The organism is Marinobacter sp. THAF197a (genome assembly GCF_009363275.1).
GTDB lineage: Bacteria > Pseudomonadota > Gammaproteobacteria > Pseudomonadales > Oleiphilaceae > Marinobacter.
On the sequence record NZ_CP045324.1, the window covers coordinates 113772 to 129809 of the forward strand.

At 59.5% G+C, this 16038-nt stretch carries 15 protein-coding genes; 9 read left to right on the forward strand and 6 right to left on the reverse strand.

Annotated elements, in window-relative coordinates; all coding sequences use genetic code 11:
* Genes FIV08_RS00470 through FIV08_RS00480 form a run of 3 tightly spaced genes read left to right on the forward strand, consistent with a single transcriptional unit; the run spans nucleotide 1 to nucleotide 4523 of the window.
* Nucleotides 1–3543 (forward strand): 7TM diverse intracellular signaling domain-containing protein, encoded by a 3543-nt coding sequence (locus FIV08_RS00470; RefSeq protein WP_152436987.1) that lies wholly within the window; start codon nucleotides 1–3, stop codon nucleotides 3541–3543.
* Nucleotides 3536–4081: a hypothetical protein gene (locus tag FIV08_RS00475; protein WP_058092896.1), complete on the forward strand. Its 546-nt coding sequence runs from the start codon at nucleotides 3536–3538 to the stop codon at nucleotides 4079–4081. The genes FIV08_RS00470 and FIV08_RS00475 overlap by 8 nt, the downstream gene beginning before the upstream one ends.
* Nucleotides 4082–4109: 28 nt before the next feature.
* Nucleotides 4110–4523: a response regulator gene (locus FIV08_RS00480; protein WP_058092895.1), complete on the forward strand. Its 414-nt coding sequence runs from the start codon at nucleotides 4110–4112 to the stop codon at nucleotides 4521–4523.
* 25 nt (nucleotides 4524–4548) lie between these two features.
* Here the strand turns inward: FIV08_RS00480 and FIV08_RS00485 are convergent, their stop codons facing one another.
* Nucleotides 4549–4821, reverse strand: coding sequence for a hypothetical protein (locus FIV08_RS00485; RefSeq protein ID WP_058092894.1), 273 nt, complete (start codon nucleotides 4819–4821; stop codon nucleotides 4549–4551).
* Between the two features lie 572 nt (nucleotides 4822–5393).
* On the opposite strand from FIV08_RS00485, the gene FIV08_RS00490 reads away from it, so the two are divergent.
* Nucleotides 5394–5630 carry a hypothetical protein gene (locus tag FIV08_RS00490; RefSeq protein ID WP_058092893.1) on the forward strand — a complete coding sequence of 79 codons (237 nt, stop codon included), beginning with the start codon at nucleotides 5394–5396 and terminating at the stop codon, nucleotides 5628–5630.
* Here the strand turns inward: FIV08_RS00490 and FIV08_RS00495 are convergent.
* Entirely contained in the window at nucleotides 5599–6111 is a 513-nt protein-coding gene (locus FIV08_RS00495) for a hypothetical protein (RefSeq protein ID WP_072675793.1), read from the reverse strand. The genes FIV08_RS00490 and FIV08_RS00495 overlap by 32 nt on opposite strands.
* A 150-nt stretch (nucleotides 6112–6261) precedes the next feature.
* Here FIV08_RS00495 and queC point away from each other — a divergent pair, with 150 nt between their 5' ends.
* On the forward strand, nucleotides 6262–6927 hold the full coding sequence (queC, locus tag FIV08_RS00500) for a 7-cyano-7-deazaguanine synthase QueC (protein WP_152436988.1): 666 nt from the start codon (nucleotides 6262–6264) through the stop codon (nucleotides 6925–6927).
* Complete coding sequence (gene queE / locus FIV08_RS00505) at nucleotides 6927–7583, forward strand: 7-carboxy-7-deazaguanine synthase (RefSeq protein ID WP_152436989.1); 657 nt, start codon at nucleotides 6927–6929, stop codon at nucleotides 7581–7583. Before queC ends, queE begins: the two co-directional genes overlap by 1 nt.
* 43 nt (nucleotides 7584–7626) lie before the next feature.
* Here queE and FIV08_RS00510 read toward each other — a convergent pair whose 3' ends face one another.
* From FIV08_RS00510 to FIV08_RS00525, 4 genes are all read right to left on the reverse strand, one after another.
* Nucleotides 7627–8670 (reverse strand): AraC family transcriptional regulator, encoded by a 1044-nt coding sequence (locus FIV08_RS00510; protein WP_061331343.1) that lies wholly within the window; start codon nucleotides 8668–8670, stop codon nucleotides 7627–7629.
* Nucleotides 8671–8814: 144 nt separating this feature from the next.
* Nucleotides 8815–9702, reverse strand: a complete 888-nt coding sequence (locus FIV08_RS00515; protein WP_152436990.1) for an alpha/beta fold hydrolase — start codon at nucleotides 9700–9702, stop codon at nucleotides 8815–8817.
* Between the two features lie 106 nt (nucleotides 9703–9808).
* Nucleotides 9809–11575, reverse strand: a complete 1767-nt coding sequence (locus FIV08_RS00520) for an ExeM/NucH family extracellular endonuclease (protein ID WP_228715462.1) — start codon at nucleotides 11573–11575, stop codon at nucleotides 9809–9811.
* Between the two features lie 9 nt (nucleotides 11576–11584).
* The gene (locus FIV08_RS00525; RefSeq protein ID WP_106694183.1) at nucleotides 11585–12487 is read right to left on the reverse strand and encodes a WYL domain-containing protein; all 903 of its coding nucleotides are present in this window, start codon (nucleotides 12485–12487) and stop codon (nucleotides 11585–11587) included.
* A gap of 249 nt (nucleotides 12488–12736) precedes the next feature.
* Here FIV08_RS00525 and FIV08_RS00530 point away from each other — a divergent pair, with 249 nt between their 5' ends.
* The 3 genes from FIV08_RS00530 to FIV08_RS00540 all read left to right on the forward strand — a co-directional run bounded on the left by FIV08_RS00530 (nucleotide 12737) and on the right by FIV08_RS00540 (nucleotide 16003).
* Nucleotides 12737–14020: an MFS transporter gene (locus tag FIV08_RS00530; protein WP_152436991.1), complete on the forward strand. Its 1284-nt coding sequence runs from the start codon at nucleotides 12737–12739 to the stop codon at nucleotides 14018–14020.
* Between the two features lie 162 nt (nucleotides 14021–14182).
* Nucleotides 14183–14608 carry a MarR family transcriptional regulator gene (locus FIV08_RS00535; protein ID WP_058092884.1) on the forward strand — a complete coding sequence of 142 codons (426 nt, stop codon included), beginning with the start codon at nucleotides 14183–14185 and terminating at the stop codon, nucleotides 14606–14608.
* Between the two features lie 3 nt (nucleotides 14609–14611).
* A complete protein-coding gene (locus FIV08_RS00540) occupies nucleotides 14612–16003 on the forward strand; it encodes a DHA2 family efflux MFS transporter permease subunit (RefSeq protein ID WP_152436992.1) in 1392 nt (463 codons plus the stop codon).
* Nucleotides 16004–16038 lie beyond the last annotated feature (35 nt).

Here is a 16038-nt window from a genome sequence, read left to right on the forward strand (position 1 = left end):
TTGCAGCAACGGTTTTCCGAAACGCTCAACCGGGTGCTCGTCGCCCTGTTGATGCTGGTTGTTGTTTCCCTGCCCTCTCTGGTGCAGGCGAAAAGCGCCTGTCCTGCCGGGTCGGTGGTGCTGGATAGTACGACCAGCAGTGTGCGTAATCTCGATGGCTGTATCTGGTATCTGGAAGATGCCGGCCATGAACTGGTCATTGACGACATCCTGGCCATGCCGAAGGAGCAGTTCAGCCTGCACCGGGGGGGCGTGCTTAATTTCGGTTATACCGACTCGGCCTACTGGACCCGTTTTGATCTGACCACCCGCGGCAGCCAGGTTGCCAGCAACTGGATACTCGAGCTGGCGCTGCCACTGGTGGATGAAGTCTGGCTGTATGTGGTGCGTGACGGTCGGGTGGTTGAGCAGCGCCGTGCGGGCTACCTCGACAACTGGGACGACCGGGATCTGGCCGTGCCCAACCCGACCTTCCGCCTACAGTTGGTGCCCGATGCCACCACCACCGTGTATCTGCGAACCACCACCACCAATACCTTCAGGTTGCCGGTAACACTCTGGCACCCGGACAGTTACATTGAGAAAGTGTCCATCGATGAAGCGGTCAGGGGGGTGCTGTTGGGAGCCATCCTGGCCATCCTCGCCTATAACCTGTTTGTTGCTGTGTCCGTCCGGGAACGAAGTAACATCTATTATGTGCTGTACCTGATTTGCGCGGCGGTGTTTATTGCCACCGAACAGGTGCACGGGGTTCAGTTGCTGGACAACCGGCCACCGATTCTGGACAAGGCCTACCTGCATTTCCAGATCATCCTGACCTGGTTCTTCGGGTTGCTGATGGCTCGTTCGCTGCTCGAGACCCAACAGCGTTCCCCGGACCTGGACCAGGTCATCCGCCTGTGCCTGTATTCGGTGGCGGCCACCTTCGTGTTGTCGTTCTTCATGCCCTACTCGGTGGCTATGGAATGGATTGTGGTGGGGTCCATTCTGTTGAGCCTGATCCTGATCGTGGTCAGTTACCTGTCGTGGCGCTATTACAACCCGGCGGCCCGGTCCTACTTCTTTGCCTGGACCATGGCGCTGATCGGTTTTGGGATCTATGCGCTTACGGTCATGGGGTATCTGCCCCTGAACACCTTCACCACCTATGCACCCCAGTTTGGGTTAGTGGCCCAGATCATTCTGTTTTCCTTTGCCCTTGCCGATCGCATCAAGCAGGTTCAGGGCGAAGCGCTGGCCTGGAACCAAAGGGCACTGGCCAATCTCCAGCGCTACCAGTCGCTGTTTGATAACGCCATTGAAGGGGTGTTCCAGATGTCGCCAGACCGCCGCTTTGTCACCGCCAATCCGGCGATGGCCGAGTTGTTGGGCTACAGCAGCAGCCGCGAATTGCTACAGGACAACCCGGACGTTCTGGAAACCTGCATCGCCGATGACCGGCTGCGGCGCCTGGTGGTAGAGCAACTGGAAGTCCGGGGCATGGTCAAGGGTATTGAGGCCCGCTATTTCACCCGCAGTGGTGTTGAACGTTGGGCCACCATCTCGTTGCACACAGCCTACGATCTGGATGGCGAGCCCCTGCACCTTGAAGGTACCTGCATTGATGCGACCGAGAGTCACCAGCGCCAGCGAATCGAGCGGGAGCGTGAGCAGGAGCGCCTGGAGAAAGAGCTGGCCCGACACTCAGCCCAGGCCAAGAGCCAGTTTTTGGCCAACATGAGCCATGAAATCCGGACACCGCTGGCGGCCATTATAGGGTATGGCGAAACCCTGCTGGACCCAGACCTTGATGAGCGGGAGAAACGCAGCAGCGCCGAGACCGTCGTACGCAGTGGCCGGCATCTGCTGGAGTTGGTCAACGACATCCTTGACCACTCGAAGATCGATGCCAACAAGCTTGATGTCGATGTGGTACCGGTCATGCTGCCGGATTTGCTGGATGAGATTCGCGCCTTTTTCGAACCCCGGGCCCGGGAAAAGGGCCTGGAATTCACCATTATCTGCGACTTTCCCCTGCCCGAGCAGATTCTGACCGACCCAACCCGATTTCGGCAGATCATCATTAACCTGTGTGGAAATGCGCTTAAATTCACCGAAAAAGGCACAATTTCTCTTATTTTGCGCTGTGACCGAGAAGCCGAAACCCTCTGTGCCCGGGTTGTGGACACCGGCATTGGCATGAAGCCGGAGCAACTGGAGCGGCTGTTTGATCCCTTCGCCCAGGGCAGCACGGCTATCTCCCGGCAATATGGCGGAACGGGGTTGGGACTCAGCATTTCCCGCCGGCTGGCCGAGTTGCTTGGCGGCAGTATCCGGGTATCCAGTACCTATGGTGAGGGCAGTGAGTTTGACGTCTGCATTCGCACCGGCGACCTTGCCGACGTTCATTTTCTGCGTGACGCCTCGGAGTTGAACCAGCGCCGACGGGGTATCGCCACGGTGTTGGCCCCCAGGCTCAAAGGCCGGATTCTGTGTGCTGAAGATAACGACGTGAATCGGCGCCTGGTATCCATGCTGGTAGACAGAACCGGTGCCGAACTGGTGCACGTCAGTAACGGGGCCGAAGCGCTGGAATTGGCTAGCCGGGAGCGTTTTGACCTGATTCTGATGGACATCCAGATGCCGGTGATGAACGGCCGGGATGCCACCCAGGCATTGAGAGAAGCCGGGGTAAATACCCCAATCATCGCCCTGACAGCCAACGTAATGACGGAAGACATTGCCGAGTACCGGCTGGCGGGCTGTAATGAGCATCTGGCCAAGCCCATCGACAAACAACGCTTCTACGAGGTGCTGGCGCGGTACCTGACGGTTTGCCCTGAAGACTATCAGGGCGATACGCGCCAGTACTCGGGTAAGGTGCTGGTTGCCGAAGACAACGACGACAATCGTTTACTGGTTGAGAGGATGTTGCGGCGCTTTGGTGTTGAGCCAGTTCCGGTCGCCAGTGGCGATCTGGCCGTCCGGCTTGCGCTGGCCGACACCGTGCATCTGGTCCTGATGGATCGCCATATGCCGGAAATGGACGGTGTAGCCGCCACCCGCCTGCTGCGCCAGGCCGGGTTCCGCCGCCCGATCATTGCCTTCACGGCCGGGGATCAGACAGAGAACGATGCTCTGCTGGCGGCGGGCTGTGATGGGGTGCTGAACAAACCGATCGACCAGTCGCATTTGCAGGCCATTCTGGAACGGTACCTGGTGGCGTCACCGGCCTCAGCGGTCACTTCCGATGATCTGGCACACCTGGTGCCCCGTTTTCTGGGCGGGCTTGAGGGTCGGCGGGAACGCATGCGTTTGGCATTCCGGGCCAGGGATGCGAGCGCACTGCAGATGGAAAGCCACCAGATCAAAGGCACGGCCGGTGCCATGGGCTACCCCTTGATGACGCGCCAGGCGACCAGCCTGGAAAACCGATTGAGGGAAAATCCGCCGGATTGGGCGCGAATCGGCAAGGAGCTGAGAACTCTGGACGAGATGATTGAACGGGCGCTGCAGGGAGCGCCAGATGAGCGGGAAACAACACAGGAACAGGCCAATGACTGAAAACCGACAGCAACAGGAACAGTATTCCCTCAGCATGATGTATGGTACCTACGCCGACGTGTTGTTCGTGCTGTTTCCGTTTCTGGTGATTGCCATGCAGCGGTTGTGGGATGGCAATCTTTACCAGACGCTGATGCGCCCGGACCTGAGCATCGCGGCAGCGATACTGGCGGGTCTGGCCATTGGCAAATTTGTGCTTGGCCTGGTGACCAATCGAGAGCTTGGGCGTTACAAAGAGCGTATTGTGTTCTTTATTGCCTTGACGTTGTTCGTGGTGCTGGGCCCGGCGATTATCCTGATACTGAGTATCACAGCCAACGCACAGGTCCCGGGATTTGTGGCGTTTGTGCAGCCGGTCTTGTTGATTGTGGCCATTTCGCTCTACACCACGGCGGTGAGTATCGCCAATATTCTGGTGCGTACCAACCAGGGGCAGTCAGGGGCGGAGGTGTCTGAAGCCACGTCGCAGTCGAAAGATGGTCGTCCCCGGCCCGCGCCCCTGGATTTGCCCAGACGAACCGGCAACGATGGCTACTGATCGGTGCGGATAATACAGGAGACAAGGGATGACGGATCTGAGAATACTGGTAGTGGAAGATGAGCCCGTGATGCGGGAACGGCTCGCGGAAATGCTCTACAAGGCGGGCGCCACACAAGTGGCTGAATGCCCCGATGCGGCCTCGGCCCGGGCGGCTTTCGATGCCAGCGAGTACCATATTGTTCTGCTGGATCTGGGTTTGCCAGATGGGGATGGCCATGAGCTAATGACGCGGTTCAAGCAGATTCGGGAGGATCAGCATATCGTGCTGGTCACCGCCGATGACTCCATTGAGAGCATTCAGCGGGCAATCAGTGCCGGTGCCAATGGCTATGTGGTCAAGCCCTACTCCCAGGAAAAAATTCACGATGTGGTGAATAACTACGCCATCGTGCATGGCGGCGATATGGCGATGATGCAAGGGCTGAACCGGCGCCACTGACCGGTTCAGCGCATCGTCAATGCAATCAGGCGACCTGGCGGGCAATCCAGGAGTTATAACGGGTGGCCAGGGCACGCACGTAACGCGCTTCGGATCCATCCAGATTGCTCAGAACCCCTTTGAAAATCCAGCCTCGTTCATACAGGCCCAGCACCCGCTGTTCGTCATCCAGATTGACACGCTGATTCAGTTTCTTGCAAATCGCATCCAGCAGCGGCAGCTTTTCCGGGCGCTTGATCGGAGCCTGACGATTGCTGATCGGCTGATTGGCTGCACGGGTTGTCGGATGTCTTCTCATGATGTTCTCCTTGTCGTTTTGCGGCTGCAAAAACAAAAAACCCCGGGGCCTGAGGCAACCGGGGTTTGGCAGAGAAGCTGCCCCGGTCGCCGCAATGGCTCCCGGGACTGACCGAAAGCCGTTAGATGTCTTTCACCATGGCGCGCACAGACTGCCCCTGACGGCAACCGGTGGCGGAGTAAGCGGTGGTCTTGGTAATCATCCTGGTCATATCAGCTCTTTGGATTCGGTTCACTTACCAGTGTATAGGCAATTGGCCGGTTTGCAATAGCCCCGGTGATTCGGCAAACCCGTACAGACGTGGCGAAGGCCGATCAGGATAATTCGCAGCGTCACGTGTTTTTACGTTGTGCAATCCGCGGTACCTCCGTATCAGGTATCGAATGGATCTCTCCTTTCTACGCAGCCGAATTGGCTGCGTTTTTTTTTGCCCGGAGATTGGCTGGCCAGAGTGGTTTCGGTTAGTTCGTAGCCACTAGTCCGTACAGCCTCTTGAGGTCATTTTTGCGATAATTCGTACACTAACTTAATGCCCTGAATTATCTGAAACCCAGAGGTTGAAACCGAAGAAAATGCCCGACGAACCCGGATCTGCCCGTAACAAATTCCGTTCCGATTTCATGGTTGAGCTTGCGTTGATTGTCGCTGTGGCCGTTTATCTGATGATGGCCCAGGGGCAGGCAGTTGGAGAAAATCTGTCGTTCACCGTGGTGGGTGCGGCCCTGATGGCCCTGGCCACCTACTGGACGCTTCACACCGTCCGTGACGGCCTGGAAGTTATTGCACTGCGGCTTCGCCCTGGCAAATAACCCGCTCCCAGGTTTTGTGCAGGATCAGCGCGTCGTTGGCGGCCCGGTGAACCGGAAGTCCCAGGTCGGCAATGACTTGCTGGCGGGTGCCCGACCACTGCCGCACCTGGGCCGGGTTCAGCAGCATGGACACCGATTCCAGCTGGAACTCCGGGGTTTCGCCGGCGGCCCGGAACAGCCGGTGCAGCCAGAAGCTGTCAAACGTCCAGGCGTCGCAGAAGATCTGCTCCGGCAACAGCCTGTTCAGCGCCCGGGCCACTTCCCCTACTGGTGTGCCTTCTTGCTCCAGCCGTGCACGGGAAATGCCGTGTATGGTTTCCGCGCTCTCAGACCAGTCCTGCCAAAGCACGTGCGGCCGAATCAGCCAGCTGTGCAAGCTGCCATCGGGCATGCACACGCCAACTTCGATCGGATAACTTGCGATCAGATCGAGACTGGATGCTTCGAAGTCGATGAATGCCGGGCTGCTGTCTGAGTTCATTGAATCGTTGCTGGCTGTTTGTCGTTTTCCATCGAGTTTACCCCTGATCTTCCCATGACGCGAACCCAAGCGGCTCTGGCGCTGTTACAATATAGCCATGGTTTGTAAAAGCCCAATGACAAATCCCCTTCTATTCCTGGTGAATACCCCATGACTGACACCGTTGTCGTTATCTATTCCGGGGGCATGGACTCCTTTACCCTGCTCCATCTTGCCCGGGCCCGTGGCTATAAAGTGCATGCACTGTCGTTTAATTACGGTCAGCGCCATGTACGGGAGTTGGAGGCGGCAGCTGCGGTGTGTCAGGCGGAGGCGATTCCCCACAAGGTGATTGATATCCGCGCCATGAGTGAGGTGATGGCGGGGTCCTCACTGACCTCAGACATTGCCGTGCCGGAGGGGCACTATCAGGAAGACAGCATGAAGTCGACGGTGGTACCCAACCGCAACATGATCCTGCTGTCCCTGGCCACCGGCTATGCCGTCACGGCCGGTGCACAGGCGGTCTGGTTTGGTGCCCATGGCGGCGATCATGCTATTTACCCGGACTGCCGGCCGGAATTTATCGAAAAAATGGATGCGGTGTGCCGGGTGGCCAATTACCAGCCGGTGGCGGTTGAGGCACCTTTTATGGCGCTGGACAAGGGCGAGATTCTGGGCGAGGGGTTGAAGCTGGGCCTGGACTACAGCCAGACCTGGACCTGCTACAACGGCCGGGAGCTGGCCTGCGGCCGCTGCGGTTCCTGCGTTGAACGCCTCGAGGCGTTTGCCGCTCATGGCCTGAAAGACCCCCTGGCTTATGAGAGTCACGCCTGATGTACCGGGTAAAGGAAGCGTTTTACACCCTGCAGGGGGAAGGCGCCCAGGCGGGCCGGGCAGCGGTATTCTGCCGGTTCAGTAAATGCAATCTGTGGACCGGACGGGAGAAGGATCGGGCGGCGGCTGTCTGTAACTTCTGCGATACCGATTTTGTCGGTACCGACGGCCAGAATGGCGGGCGTTTCGAGACTGCCGTGGAGCTGGCTGAACATATTCGTAAGCTTTGGCCCGACGCCCCGGGCCGGCCCTACGTGGTCTGCACCGGTGGGGAACCCCTGCTGCAGCTGGACAAACCATTGATTGATGCCTTCCACGCGGCGGGTTTCGAGGTGGGGGTGGAAACCAACGGTACCCTGCCGGCGCCGGAGGGAATCGACTGGCTGTGTGTCAGCCCGAAGGCCGACGCCGAGGTGGTCATTACCCAATGTGATGAGCTGAAACTGGTGTATCCCCAGCCTCTGGCCCAGCCGGAACGGTTTCTGGGAATTCGGGCCAGGCACTATTTCCTGTCACCAATGGCCTCGCCGTCTGTACCGGATCAGGGGGATGACCCGGTCAAACGCAGCAACACCCAAAAAGCCACCGAGTATTGCCTCGCGCATCCGCAATGGCGCCTGACCCTGCAAATGCACAAGATTCTGGGCATTGACTGACCGAATGCCCGGGTGAACCCCGCAGGCACTCTCCGGTTATTCTTCAGGCCGTTCGGCGCAGGGCCGTTTCACGGGTGCGGAAATGGCTGGGGCTCAGGCCGGTCCAACGCTTGAAGGCCCGGGTAAAGTTGGCTGCATCGGCATAGCCAAGGGCATCGGCAATCTGGCTCAGGTTCATGCCGGTGTTCTCCAGAAGTTCCTTGGCCCGTTCAAGGCGAACCTGATCCACCAGTTGCTGGAAGCTGGCCTCTTCTTCCTGAAGGCGGCGTTTCAGGGTGCGCTCGGACACAAACAGAGTAGCGGCTACCCGCGCCAGTTTTGGAGGAAACGGATGACTGGTCTCGATGACCCGTCGAACCCGGCAGGCAAAGCCGGCATCTTCCTTCAATTGTTTGAGGGCTTCTTCGCATTGCGCCCGTGAACTGGCGGCAAGCTGGTCGTCGCTGAATCGCACCGGCAGGCAAAGCTGGCTGACGGGCACGATAAGCGCGTTCTCGGTTGCGCCATACTCCACCGGCACCCCGATACGATTACGAAAGCGGTGGAAGTGGTTGGGCTCTGGCCCGCGCCGAAGCACCCGTGTGCCGGGTACCAGGGTGCCGGTCAACTGAGCGCCCATGGTTACGCAGCCAAACAGAACCGCATCCAGCACAAATCCCTGCAGTGGCCCCAGTTCGATGTCGCAGGTCACGTTATACCAGGCGTTCTGCCCGGATACCCGTTTCTGAACTTTCAGGTGGGGCGCTCGCAGCGTCAGGTAGCGGGTCATCAGCTCCAGTGCCTCTTCCAGGGTTCGGCTGCTCATGACCGCCGTTCCCAGGGCGCCGTGCAGGGGGAGCTTGAGCTCCCGGGCGAGCATGATGCCAAGGCCCGGCTCACCACTCTCAATAATGGCGCGGGTGACAAACTCGCTGGCCTGGGCCTGGCTGACTCTTACTTCCGTTGAGTTCAGGCGGGTGGGGTCAAGACCGACCCGAAGAATGAGATCCCTTTCGTCCACTCCAATGGTATGCAGCAATTCGGCCAGGGTATGCAGGTAGATGGCCGGCATGCCCAGATCCTGTGCAGTAGAAACTGAGACGCGCATGGGTTTCCTCGTCAGCGACTGTTCTTGTTATGTAAGGGTGTTCAGTATTGCTGATTATGACCGTTTGCCCGGGCCAGCCCCATGACTTGATTGACGGGTCAATGGGCCAGAGAGGCCAATTCGGTACCTCTCCGGTCAGTCATTTCAATGGCTATGGCGCCGGATGAAGGTTTCCAGAACCTTGGCGGAACGGCCAGGATTTTCCAGCATGGGCAGGTGGCCGACGCCCCGGAATACATGCACATCGGCGTCTGGCGTGGCAGTTCTGAACCAGTTTACGCAACGGGTCGGGGTGATAACGTCTTTCTCGCCCCACTGCACCTGCAGCGGTGGTGTGCCCGGGCCGAGATACCGGGCCGGGGCAAGGGCGTCAGCGAGCATGTCGTTGAATATGTGTCTCAGCGCTTGTCGGCGGTTCAGAAGGTCCGGGCCCAGTAATCCGGCCATGGCGAGCCCGGGTAACGTTGGTTTGCCGGTGCCCACACTGTTGAACATCCGGTAGACCCCGGCCCAGTCCTGGGGAATCAGGATGGCATCGCGATCAGACTCAAAGGGAGCATCAATATCCACATCCGCATGTTCCGGGATGCCGGCACTGTTAAGCAGTGTCAGTGACCGGGGAGGTTGTTCCAGCTTATGGGCCAGAATCGACGCAATGGCGCCTCCCATGGAGCTGCCGGCAATGTGAAGGTTGTCTGTTGCGTAGCCGGATAGCCACTCACTCAGCCGTTGGGCCTGGCTTTCGTAGCGGTAGCAGGCGTCAGCATGGTACTGGCTCTCACCCAGTCCGGGTACGTCCGGAACCAGCAGGTGCCAGTCTGCAGGGAGTTTCTGCATCCAGAAGGCCCAGTTTTCCTTCATCGCTGCAAAGCCATGTATCAACACCAGGGTTGGTCGCCCGGGTGCCGGTTTGCCACGTTCCAGAAACACCATGCGATGGCCGTCGACAATGGCTTCCTGCCGTTGTGCGCGCAGCAGCCAGCGTTGTCCGGTGCGGGCGACCGGCCATAGGTTCGGGGTCGGGACTTTCATGGATACGACAACCTCTTGATGGTAAATCCGAATTCCAGTTTACCGCCCCTGTTGTGGGGTGCTATTGCCTGCCCGCCCCGATCTGGCGTCGGTGCGGCAACCGGGTTCAAGGCGATGGCAGCCGGATATCCGTAATCACCGGGTTGTGATCCGACGAGCGCCAGGGGCCGCTGACCGGTATCCGAGGTGGCTGGTCGTAGCCCAGGGCCCGGGGTTCATCGGCGTTGATGTTCCACGTTTGGGCGTGGGTGACATGGGGCATCAGGCTGGCTGACGCCAGGGCGTAATCCAGTGTGCCTTTTTCTCCCCGGTATCGATAACTGTGGTTTGGACAGTGGTCCGGTTGGCAGGGATGGAAATGGTGCACCAGGCTGGTAAAGCCCTGCCGATAAAGCACCTGCACCGGGTCTTCCTGGGCGTAGCTGTTGAGGTCGCCGGTGATCAAGGTGCCGGCGAGTGTGGCCGGTGCCGGAAGTGAGCCAAGCCAGTCGAGCATGGTTTCGGTAGCCTGGCTGCGGCGATGATTGAAACAGCCCTGGCCGTCCTTCTGATCGGAATCTTTGCCGCTGGCATTCCGACAGGACTTCGATTTCAGGTGCGTCACTACGATGCGAACAACCTGATCGCCATGCCGTGCCTGGAACATCTGGGCCAGGGGCGGCCTGCCCATGGGCTCTGACGGCTGCCGACTGGCTTCGCCAACAGGGGTTGCCCGATCTGTCCGGTATAACAGGGCGCTGCGAATGGCGTCGGAGCCGTCATCGCCGGGTGTCGCCACAAAACGCCACTCGGCGCCAAGCTGCGCGGCCAGTTCGGCAACGGCACTGTCTGGGCCATAACCGTCGTTTTCAAGTTCGGTGACTGCCAGTATGTCCGGGTCTGGTAAGGTGAGAGCTGCCACCAGCCGCTGGCTCTGGTCCTGGAAGGCGGCCAGACTCTCTGCCCCCCGGGCAGTGGGAAAGCCTGCACCCTGGCCGTTACCGTTGAAGTAGTTCTCCAGGTTCAGGGTGACGACCCGCAGGTGGACGCCATCGGACCTTCCGGGTGGTTGCGGGCGCTCGTTGCTGGCTTTGAAGACCGGTTGCCTGTCTGGCTGGACGCGCCACTGGCCAAAGCGAAAATCGAGAACGCCCTGCAGTTGCGAGACGGTATCGCCGGCGCGTACCGTGTTCCGCCCATCAAGCCCGCCCGGTGGCCATGGCACGGGATCAGGATTGCGCACGGCCAGGCCATCGTCCAGAAACACACGGTGTTGATGGTTGTTGCGGGCCTGCCTGACGGCTGCTGGCCCCGGTGCCAGGTATTCCGTCGGCATGACTTGATCCGCGGCGGCCAGAGTAAGCTCGCCGTAAAGGGCAAGGTTGTAGTGGTCAATAACCGTCAGCGGGGCGGCAAAGCGAACCCGCATGTTCTCAAGACTTTCCGGTGGTTGTGACCAGGGCAGTGACACCTCGATGGGCCGGGGCATCTTGCCCTCGCCGCAGACTGTCAGCTTGCCGACATCCACCAGTTCCGTCAGACCATGATATTCCTTGACGATCCCTGTCAGTCGCAGGCGCTGGCCGGGCTTGCCCGCTGCCTGGCGTGTGTAGATGAACAGGGCTTCGGAGGTGGCCGGGTTCTGGTCCGTTTCAGCGTCAGCCTGTTGCAGGTAGAAACCACCAAAACCACCTTTGTGGCGACTGTCCCGGGTGAGGATGCCTTCGACGGTGACGGTTTGCCCGACCATGGGCGAAGCGGAGCCGCTCCCCTGAATGGTGTGGATGGCAGTGGCCGGCGCGCCACACGCCTCGGCCACTGCCTGCGTCGGGACGCAGAGCGTGGTAGCCAGGCCGAGGGCGGCGTTGAGCAGAAGTCTGGAAAGTGTCGTCACCGGGCCAGTCTAGCAGAGACCGGCCACCGCTTTGAGTGCCCGTTCGCGCTTGCTGCCAAAGCCAAGCTGGTCCGGATTGGCCAGTTCCAGCTGCTGCACCAGTGGGTCCGGGTGGCTATTGTCAAAGGTAATTCCGAGCCGGGACAGGACATAGGGCGCCAACGCTGCGCGGGTTTCAATGCTGAGGCAGCCCTGTTCCATACCGTAGTCGTTGGCAATGATCTGTTGTTGCGCCTCGGTCAGGCGCTGATCAGGTGCGATCTCCAGGGTGACCAGGCGTTGCCAGTCTTCATCCTGCTGTGCGGCGTGCCTGGATTTCTGCCGGAGTGCCTCCGGCTGGCCCTGAAAACGGCTCAGGGCGAAATCCCGGAATTCCCGGTTGGCATTGCACCAGGCCCGCACATGCCAGCTGTTACCCGTGCATACCAGTGAATGCGGCTCCAGCAGGCTGTCGGCGGCTTCCGGTCGGCTCAGGGACACGTAACTGGCCTTGAGTTGGCGGTGATAACGGGTAGCGTTAACCACGGCCCGCATGGTTTCCGGGGCGATGCGCCGGGACGGTTCCGGGATGACGGCATTGCCCGGCAGACCAAGCTCCAGGTCAGAAAACGTGTCGCTCAGGCTCTGTTGCCGTGCAAGCAGGTCTTGATACTCGCTAACCTGGCCCCGGGTTACCACCGGTTTGAAACCGGCTGCCGGCACATAGCCCTTCAGGTGCCGGTCGTAAACCAGGTTGCCGGGAGCCAGTTCCCGCAAGTAGGTGTTGATATCCTTTGATGCCTGCTGGCGACCAATGCCGAAACTGTGGCAGATGTGGTTGGTGGTCAGGCGTCCTTCCCACAAGGCGATGATTTCAATCAGTCGATAGCGAAGCAGTAAATCCCAGCGAATGGGCCAGTCCGTTTTCTTCATAACCAGGCGCTCACGGTCCGAGTAAGTAGCTTGATGTTTATGTTACCCGCTACGGCTATCAGGTTCTGTTACGGCCCATTAATGTAAAACATTGTCAAATACCGCGCCACTACTGGGTTCGAGGTCTCGGCAACTGCTTAGTGGAGTCGTCTGGCGATGGCTGGTTAAATACACACCAGCAGACAACCCATAACGTTGCTATCTTTTCTTTACTGTCACCCTGATGTAACCCAATACCCGGAGCCACTCATGACCCGAATGGTCACCTCCCTTTCGGCGCTGATCCTCAGCATTGTGTTGCTGGTCAGCGGCAATGCGTTTCTGATGACGCTGCTGGGTATTCGCCTGAGTATCGAAGAAGTCTCACCCAATGTCATTGGCTGGGTGCTGGTGTGCTATTCCATCGGTTTTGTCCTTGGCACCCTGTATGTCCACAAGATTATTGGCAGGGTTGGCCATATCCGCGCTTTTGCGGCATTTGCTGCCATGGCTGCCGTGGTGTCGCTGATGTATCCGATGGCGGTGTCGATGATTTTCTGGGCGGTCCTGCGGGTGCTGTCCGGCTTCACCATCGCCGGTGTGCTGGTGGTGATTGAAAGCTGGTTTTCCAGCCGTGCCACTAACGCCAACCGGGGTGCGCTGTTTGCCGTTTACCAGATTGTTTTCTACTTGTCGGCCGCCGGCGGCCAGTTGATTGTCAACGTGGGTGACCCGGGCAGTTTCCTGCCGTTTTCGCTGGCGGCCATCCTGCTGACTCTCGCTCTGATTCCTCTGGCTCTCACTCGAATGGAAGCGCCGGCGATTGAGCAGGTGCACCGGATGTCGATCTTCAAACTCGGGCGGGAATCATTTTCCGGTGTCGCTGGCGCGCTGATCAGCGGTGTCATGATTGGCGGCTTCTACGCACTGGGGCCGGTATACGCCACGTTAGTGGGGCTGGACGTGGCCAGAACTTCGACCTTCATGGCCAGCGCCATCATTGCTGCCATGTTGTTGGCTTGGCCATTGGGCCGGGTGTGTGATCGATTTGACCGGCGCCGGGTGATGTTCTGGGTGGCGCTGATTGCTTCTGCTTCGGCCGTTGGGGTTGGCGTTTTCGGGGCGGCAAGCCTGGCGTTGCTCACCCTTCTGGTAGGGCTTTTTACCGGTCTGTCGGCCACTCTGTACCCAATCGCGGTGGCCATCACCAACGACCGCATGGACAGCAACCGGATTGTCGCCGCCAGTGCCACGCTGTTGCTGAGCTACGGTATTGGCAGCGTAATCGGGCCGATCACCATGGCGGAGTTAATCAATATCATGGGGCCCTCCGGCCTGTTCTATGGCAATGCCGGCTTCCTGGTGTTGCTGGCAGTGATCACCAGTTACCGGATCAGCCACACGGACGACGTGCCGGTGGAGCAGCAGGAGCACTTTGTCCCGGCCATGCCGGAGGCGTCTCCGGTGCTTTCCGAGCTGGACCCGCGTAACACCGAGTTCCACGAATCTCCGGAAGTGGAGGAAATGCAGGAAGAGTTGCGTCAGGCTGGCTGACGCGCCTTTCGGTTTTCCCCAATTATATTTTCACCCTGATATCTGTTTTTATTTCAATGGTTAGCTTACTATTGGTGAATTTCCAATAAGGTAAGTGTTTTCTCGGTTTTCGGGGTGGCGTTTGCTTGTCCCATGCCGGATCACCATCAGGAGTGTTTAACCATGAGAGATCAATTCCCGTTTGCCGTTGCCCGGGTTACCCGCCGCTGGCGCAAGATGCTGGATGAGCGGTTGAAAGACCTGGGGGTCACGCAGGCTCGCTGGAGCACCATGGTGTATCTGCAGCAGGGCGGTGAAGGCCTTACCCAGCGCGAACTGGCCAGTCTGATGGCCATTGAAAATCCTACCCTGGTCAGGTTGCTTGATAGCCTGGAGCAGCAGGAGTTGATTGAGCGGCGCCCCTGTCCGAATGATCGGCGCGCCCGCCGGTTGCATCTGACCAAGGCCGGTGCCGAGTTCATGGATGAGCTCTCCGAGCGGGCCGCTGTGTTGCGTGAAGAGATGCTGGAGGGCGTGACTGACAAGGAAATCGAATGCGCGCTCAAGGTGTTCCACAAAATTATGGATAACGCCGAGAAGCAGAAGTAACGCTTGATCGATAATTCTGTCGAGGGCCTGACCGCCCGTTACGGCGAACGCTGGCGCTGGCTGGCCGTTGCTACGGTTGTCCTTGGCACCATGGCCACGGTGCTTAGCGCCACGGTGGTGAATGTTGCGCTCCATGACATCATGATGGAGTTCGGCATTCGCCAGGGCCAGGTGCACTGGCTGGCCACCGGATTCATCGCCGCCATGACCACCACCATGCTGGCGTCCGCCTGGCTGCTGGACCGGTTTGGTGTGCGCCTGACCCTGGGTGTTGCCATGGCGGTGTTCACCGTCATCTCCCTTGTCGGCGGTTTTGCCGAGTCTCCTGAACAGCTGATTGCGGCCAGAATAGGCCAGGGTGCCATGGCCGGGTTGATGCAACCCATGGGCATGTACCTGGTGTTCCGGATTTTTCCGGCCGACAGGCGTGGTCAGGCCATGGGCATTTATGGCATGGGGGTGATTCTGGCACCGGCGTTGGGCCCTGTGCTGGGTGGCTTTCTGGTGGACCAGTTCAACTGGCGCTATGTGATGTTTGCACCGGCACCGGTCACCCTTCTGGGTGTCTGGATGGCCTGGCGGTTCCTGCCGCTGCCCCGCTCCCGCCCTGCGCCTTATCCCTTTGACCTGCCCGGTTTGTTACTGCTTGGGGCAACCATCGCCCTGACCCTGGATACCCTGACCCGAATGCAGGCCTGGCCAGGCCAGGAGCTGCGAATCGTGATGCAATGGGCGTTGGCCCTTGGCCTTTTGTTCGCCTTTGTCTTTCGGGAACGCACGGCGAAGCATCCACTGGTTAACCTGCTACTGTTGCGCCAACCGGTGTTTCTGTTCGCTACGCTGGGCGCCATGGCGCTTGGGCTGGCGCTGTTTGGCTCAACCTACCTGATTCCCCTGTTTGTGCAGACCACGCTGGGCTTCTCGGCGACGGAGGCGGGGCTGCTGATGCTGCCCGCCGGGGTGGTGCTGGGCATTGTTTTTCCGCTGTCGGGCCGGCTGGCAGACAAGCGCAGCGCCCGCAGCCTGGTGCTGTTTGGAATCGGGGTGTTCGCCTTGTCCGCCGTCCTGTTTGCTCTGACCGGCCAGTACGCTGGTTTTGGCTGGCTGGTACTCTGGGCAGTGCTGGGCCGGATCGGGATTGGCTTTATGCTGCCGGCCCTGTCCACCGGTGCGCTGAATCCACTGCCCAAGGAACAGCTGGGCGCCGGGTCCAGCACCATCAATTTCGCCCGCCAACTCGGGGGTGCCCTGGGGGTAAATGTGGTGGCACTGACCATCGAGTTCGGTGAACACCAGGGCAGTGTGCCTACCGCGGCTGCGTTCGAGGCGGCCTGGTGGCTGGTTGCGGTGTTTGTGGCGTTGGCTGCCGTGCCGGTCTGGAAAATGCGGGTGTAAGGTAGCCAGTTGCCATTTCCGGCGGGATTCATTAG

Coding starts and splice junctions, on each gene's coding strand:
- FIV08_RS00510 (WP_061331343.1), bottom strand. CDS start 8,670: ATGCGCGTCTCAGTTTCTACTGCACAGGATCTGGGCATGCCGGCCATC.
- FIV08_RS00525 (WP_106694183.1), bottom strand. CDS start 12,487: ATGAAGAAAACGGACTGGCCCATTCGCTGGGATTTACTGCTTCGCTAT.
- FIV08_RS00515 (WP_152436990.1), bottom strand. CDS start 9,702: ATGAAAGTCCCGACCCCGAACCTATGGCCGGTCGCCCGCACCGGACAA.
- FIV08_RS00485 (WP_058092894.1), bottom strand. CDS start 4,821: ATGAGAAGACATCCGACAACCCGTGCAGCCAATCAGCCGATCAGCAAT.
- queE (WP_152436989.1), top strand. CDS start 6,927: ATGTACCGGGTAAAGGAAGCGTTTTACACCCTGCAGGGGGAAGGCGCC.
- FIV08_RS00480 (WP_058092895.1), top strand. CDS start 4,110: ATGACGGATCTGAGAATACTGGTAGTGGAAGATGAGCCCGTGATGCGG.
- queC (WP_152436988.1), top strand. CDS start 6,262: ATGACTGACACCGTTGTCGTTATCTATTCCGGGGGCATGGACTCCTTT.
- FIV08_RS00490 (WP_058092893.1), top strand. CDS start 5,394: ATGCCCGACGAACCCGGATCTGCCCGTAACAAATTCCGTTCCGATTTC.
- FIV08_RS00475 (WP_058092896.1), top strand. CDS start 3,536: ATGACTGAAAACCGACAGCAACAGGAACAGTATTCCCTCAGCATGATG.
- FIV08_RS00530 (WP_152436991.1), top strand. CDS start 12,737: ATGACCCGAATGGTCACCTCCCTTTCGGCGCTGATCCTCAGCATTGTG.
- FIV08_RS00495 (WP_072675793.1), bottom strand. CDS start 6,111: ATGAACTCAGACAGCAGCCCGGCATTCATCGACTTCGAAGCATCCAGT.
- FIV08_RS00535 (WP_058092884.1), top strand. CDS start 14,183: ATGAGAGATCAATTCCCGTTTGCCGTTGCCCGGGTTACCCGCCGCTGG.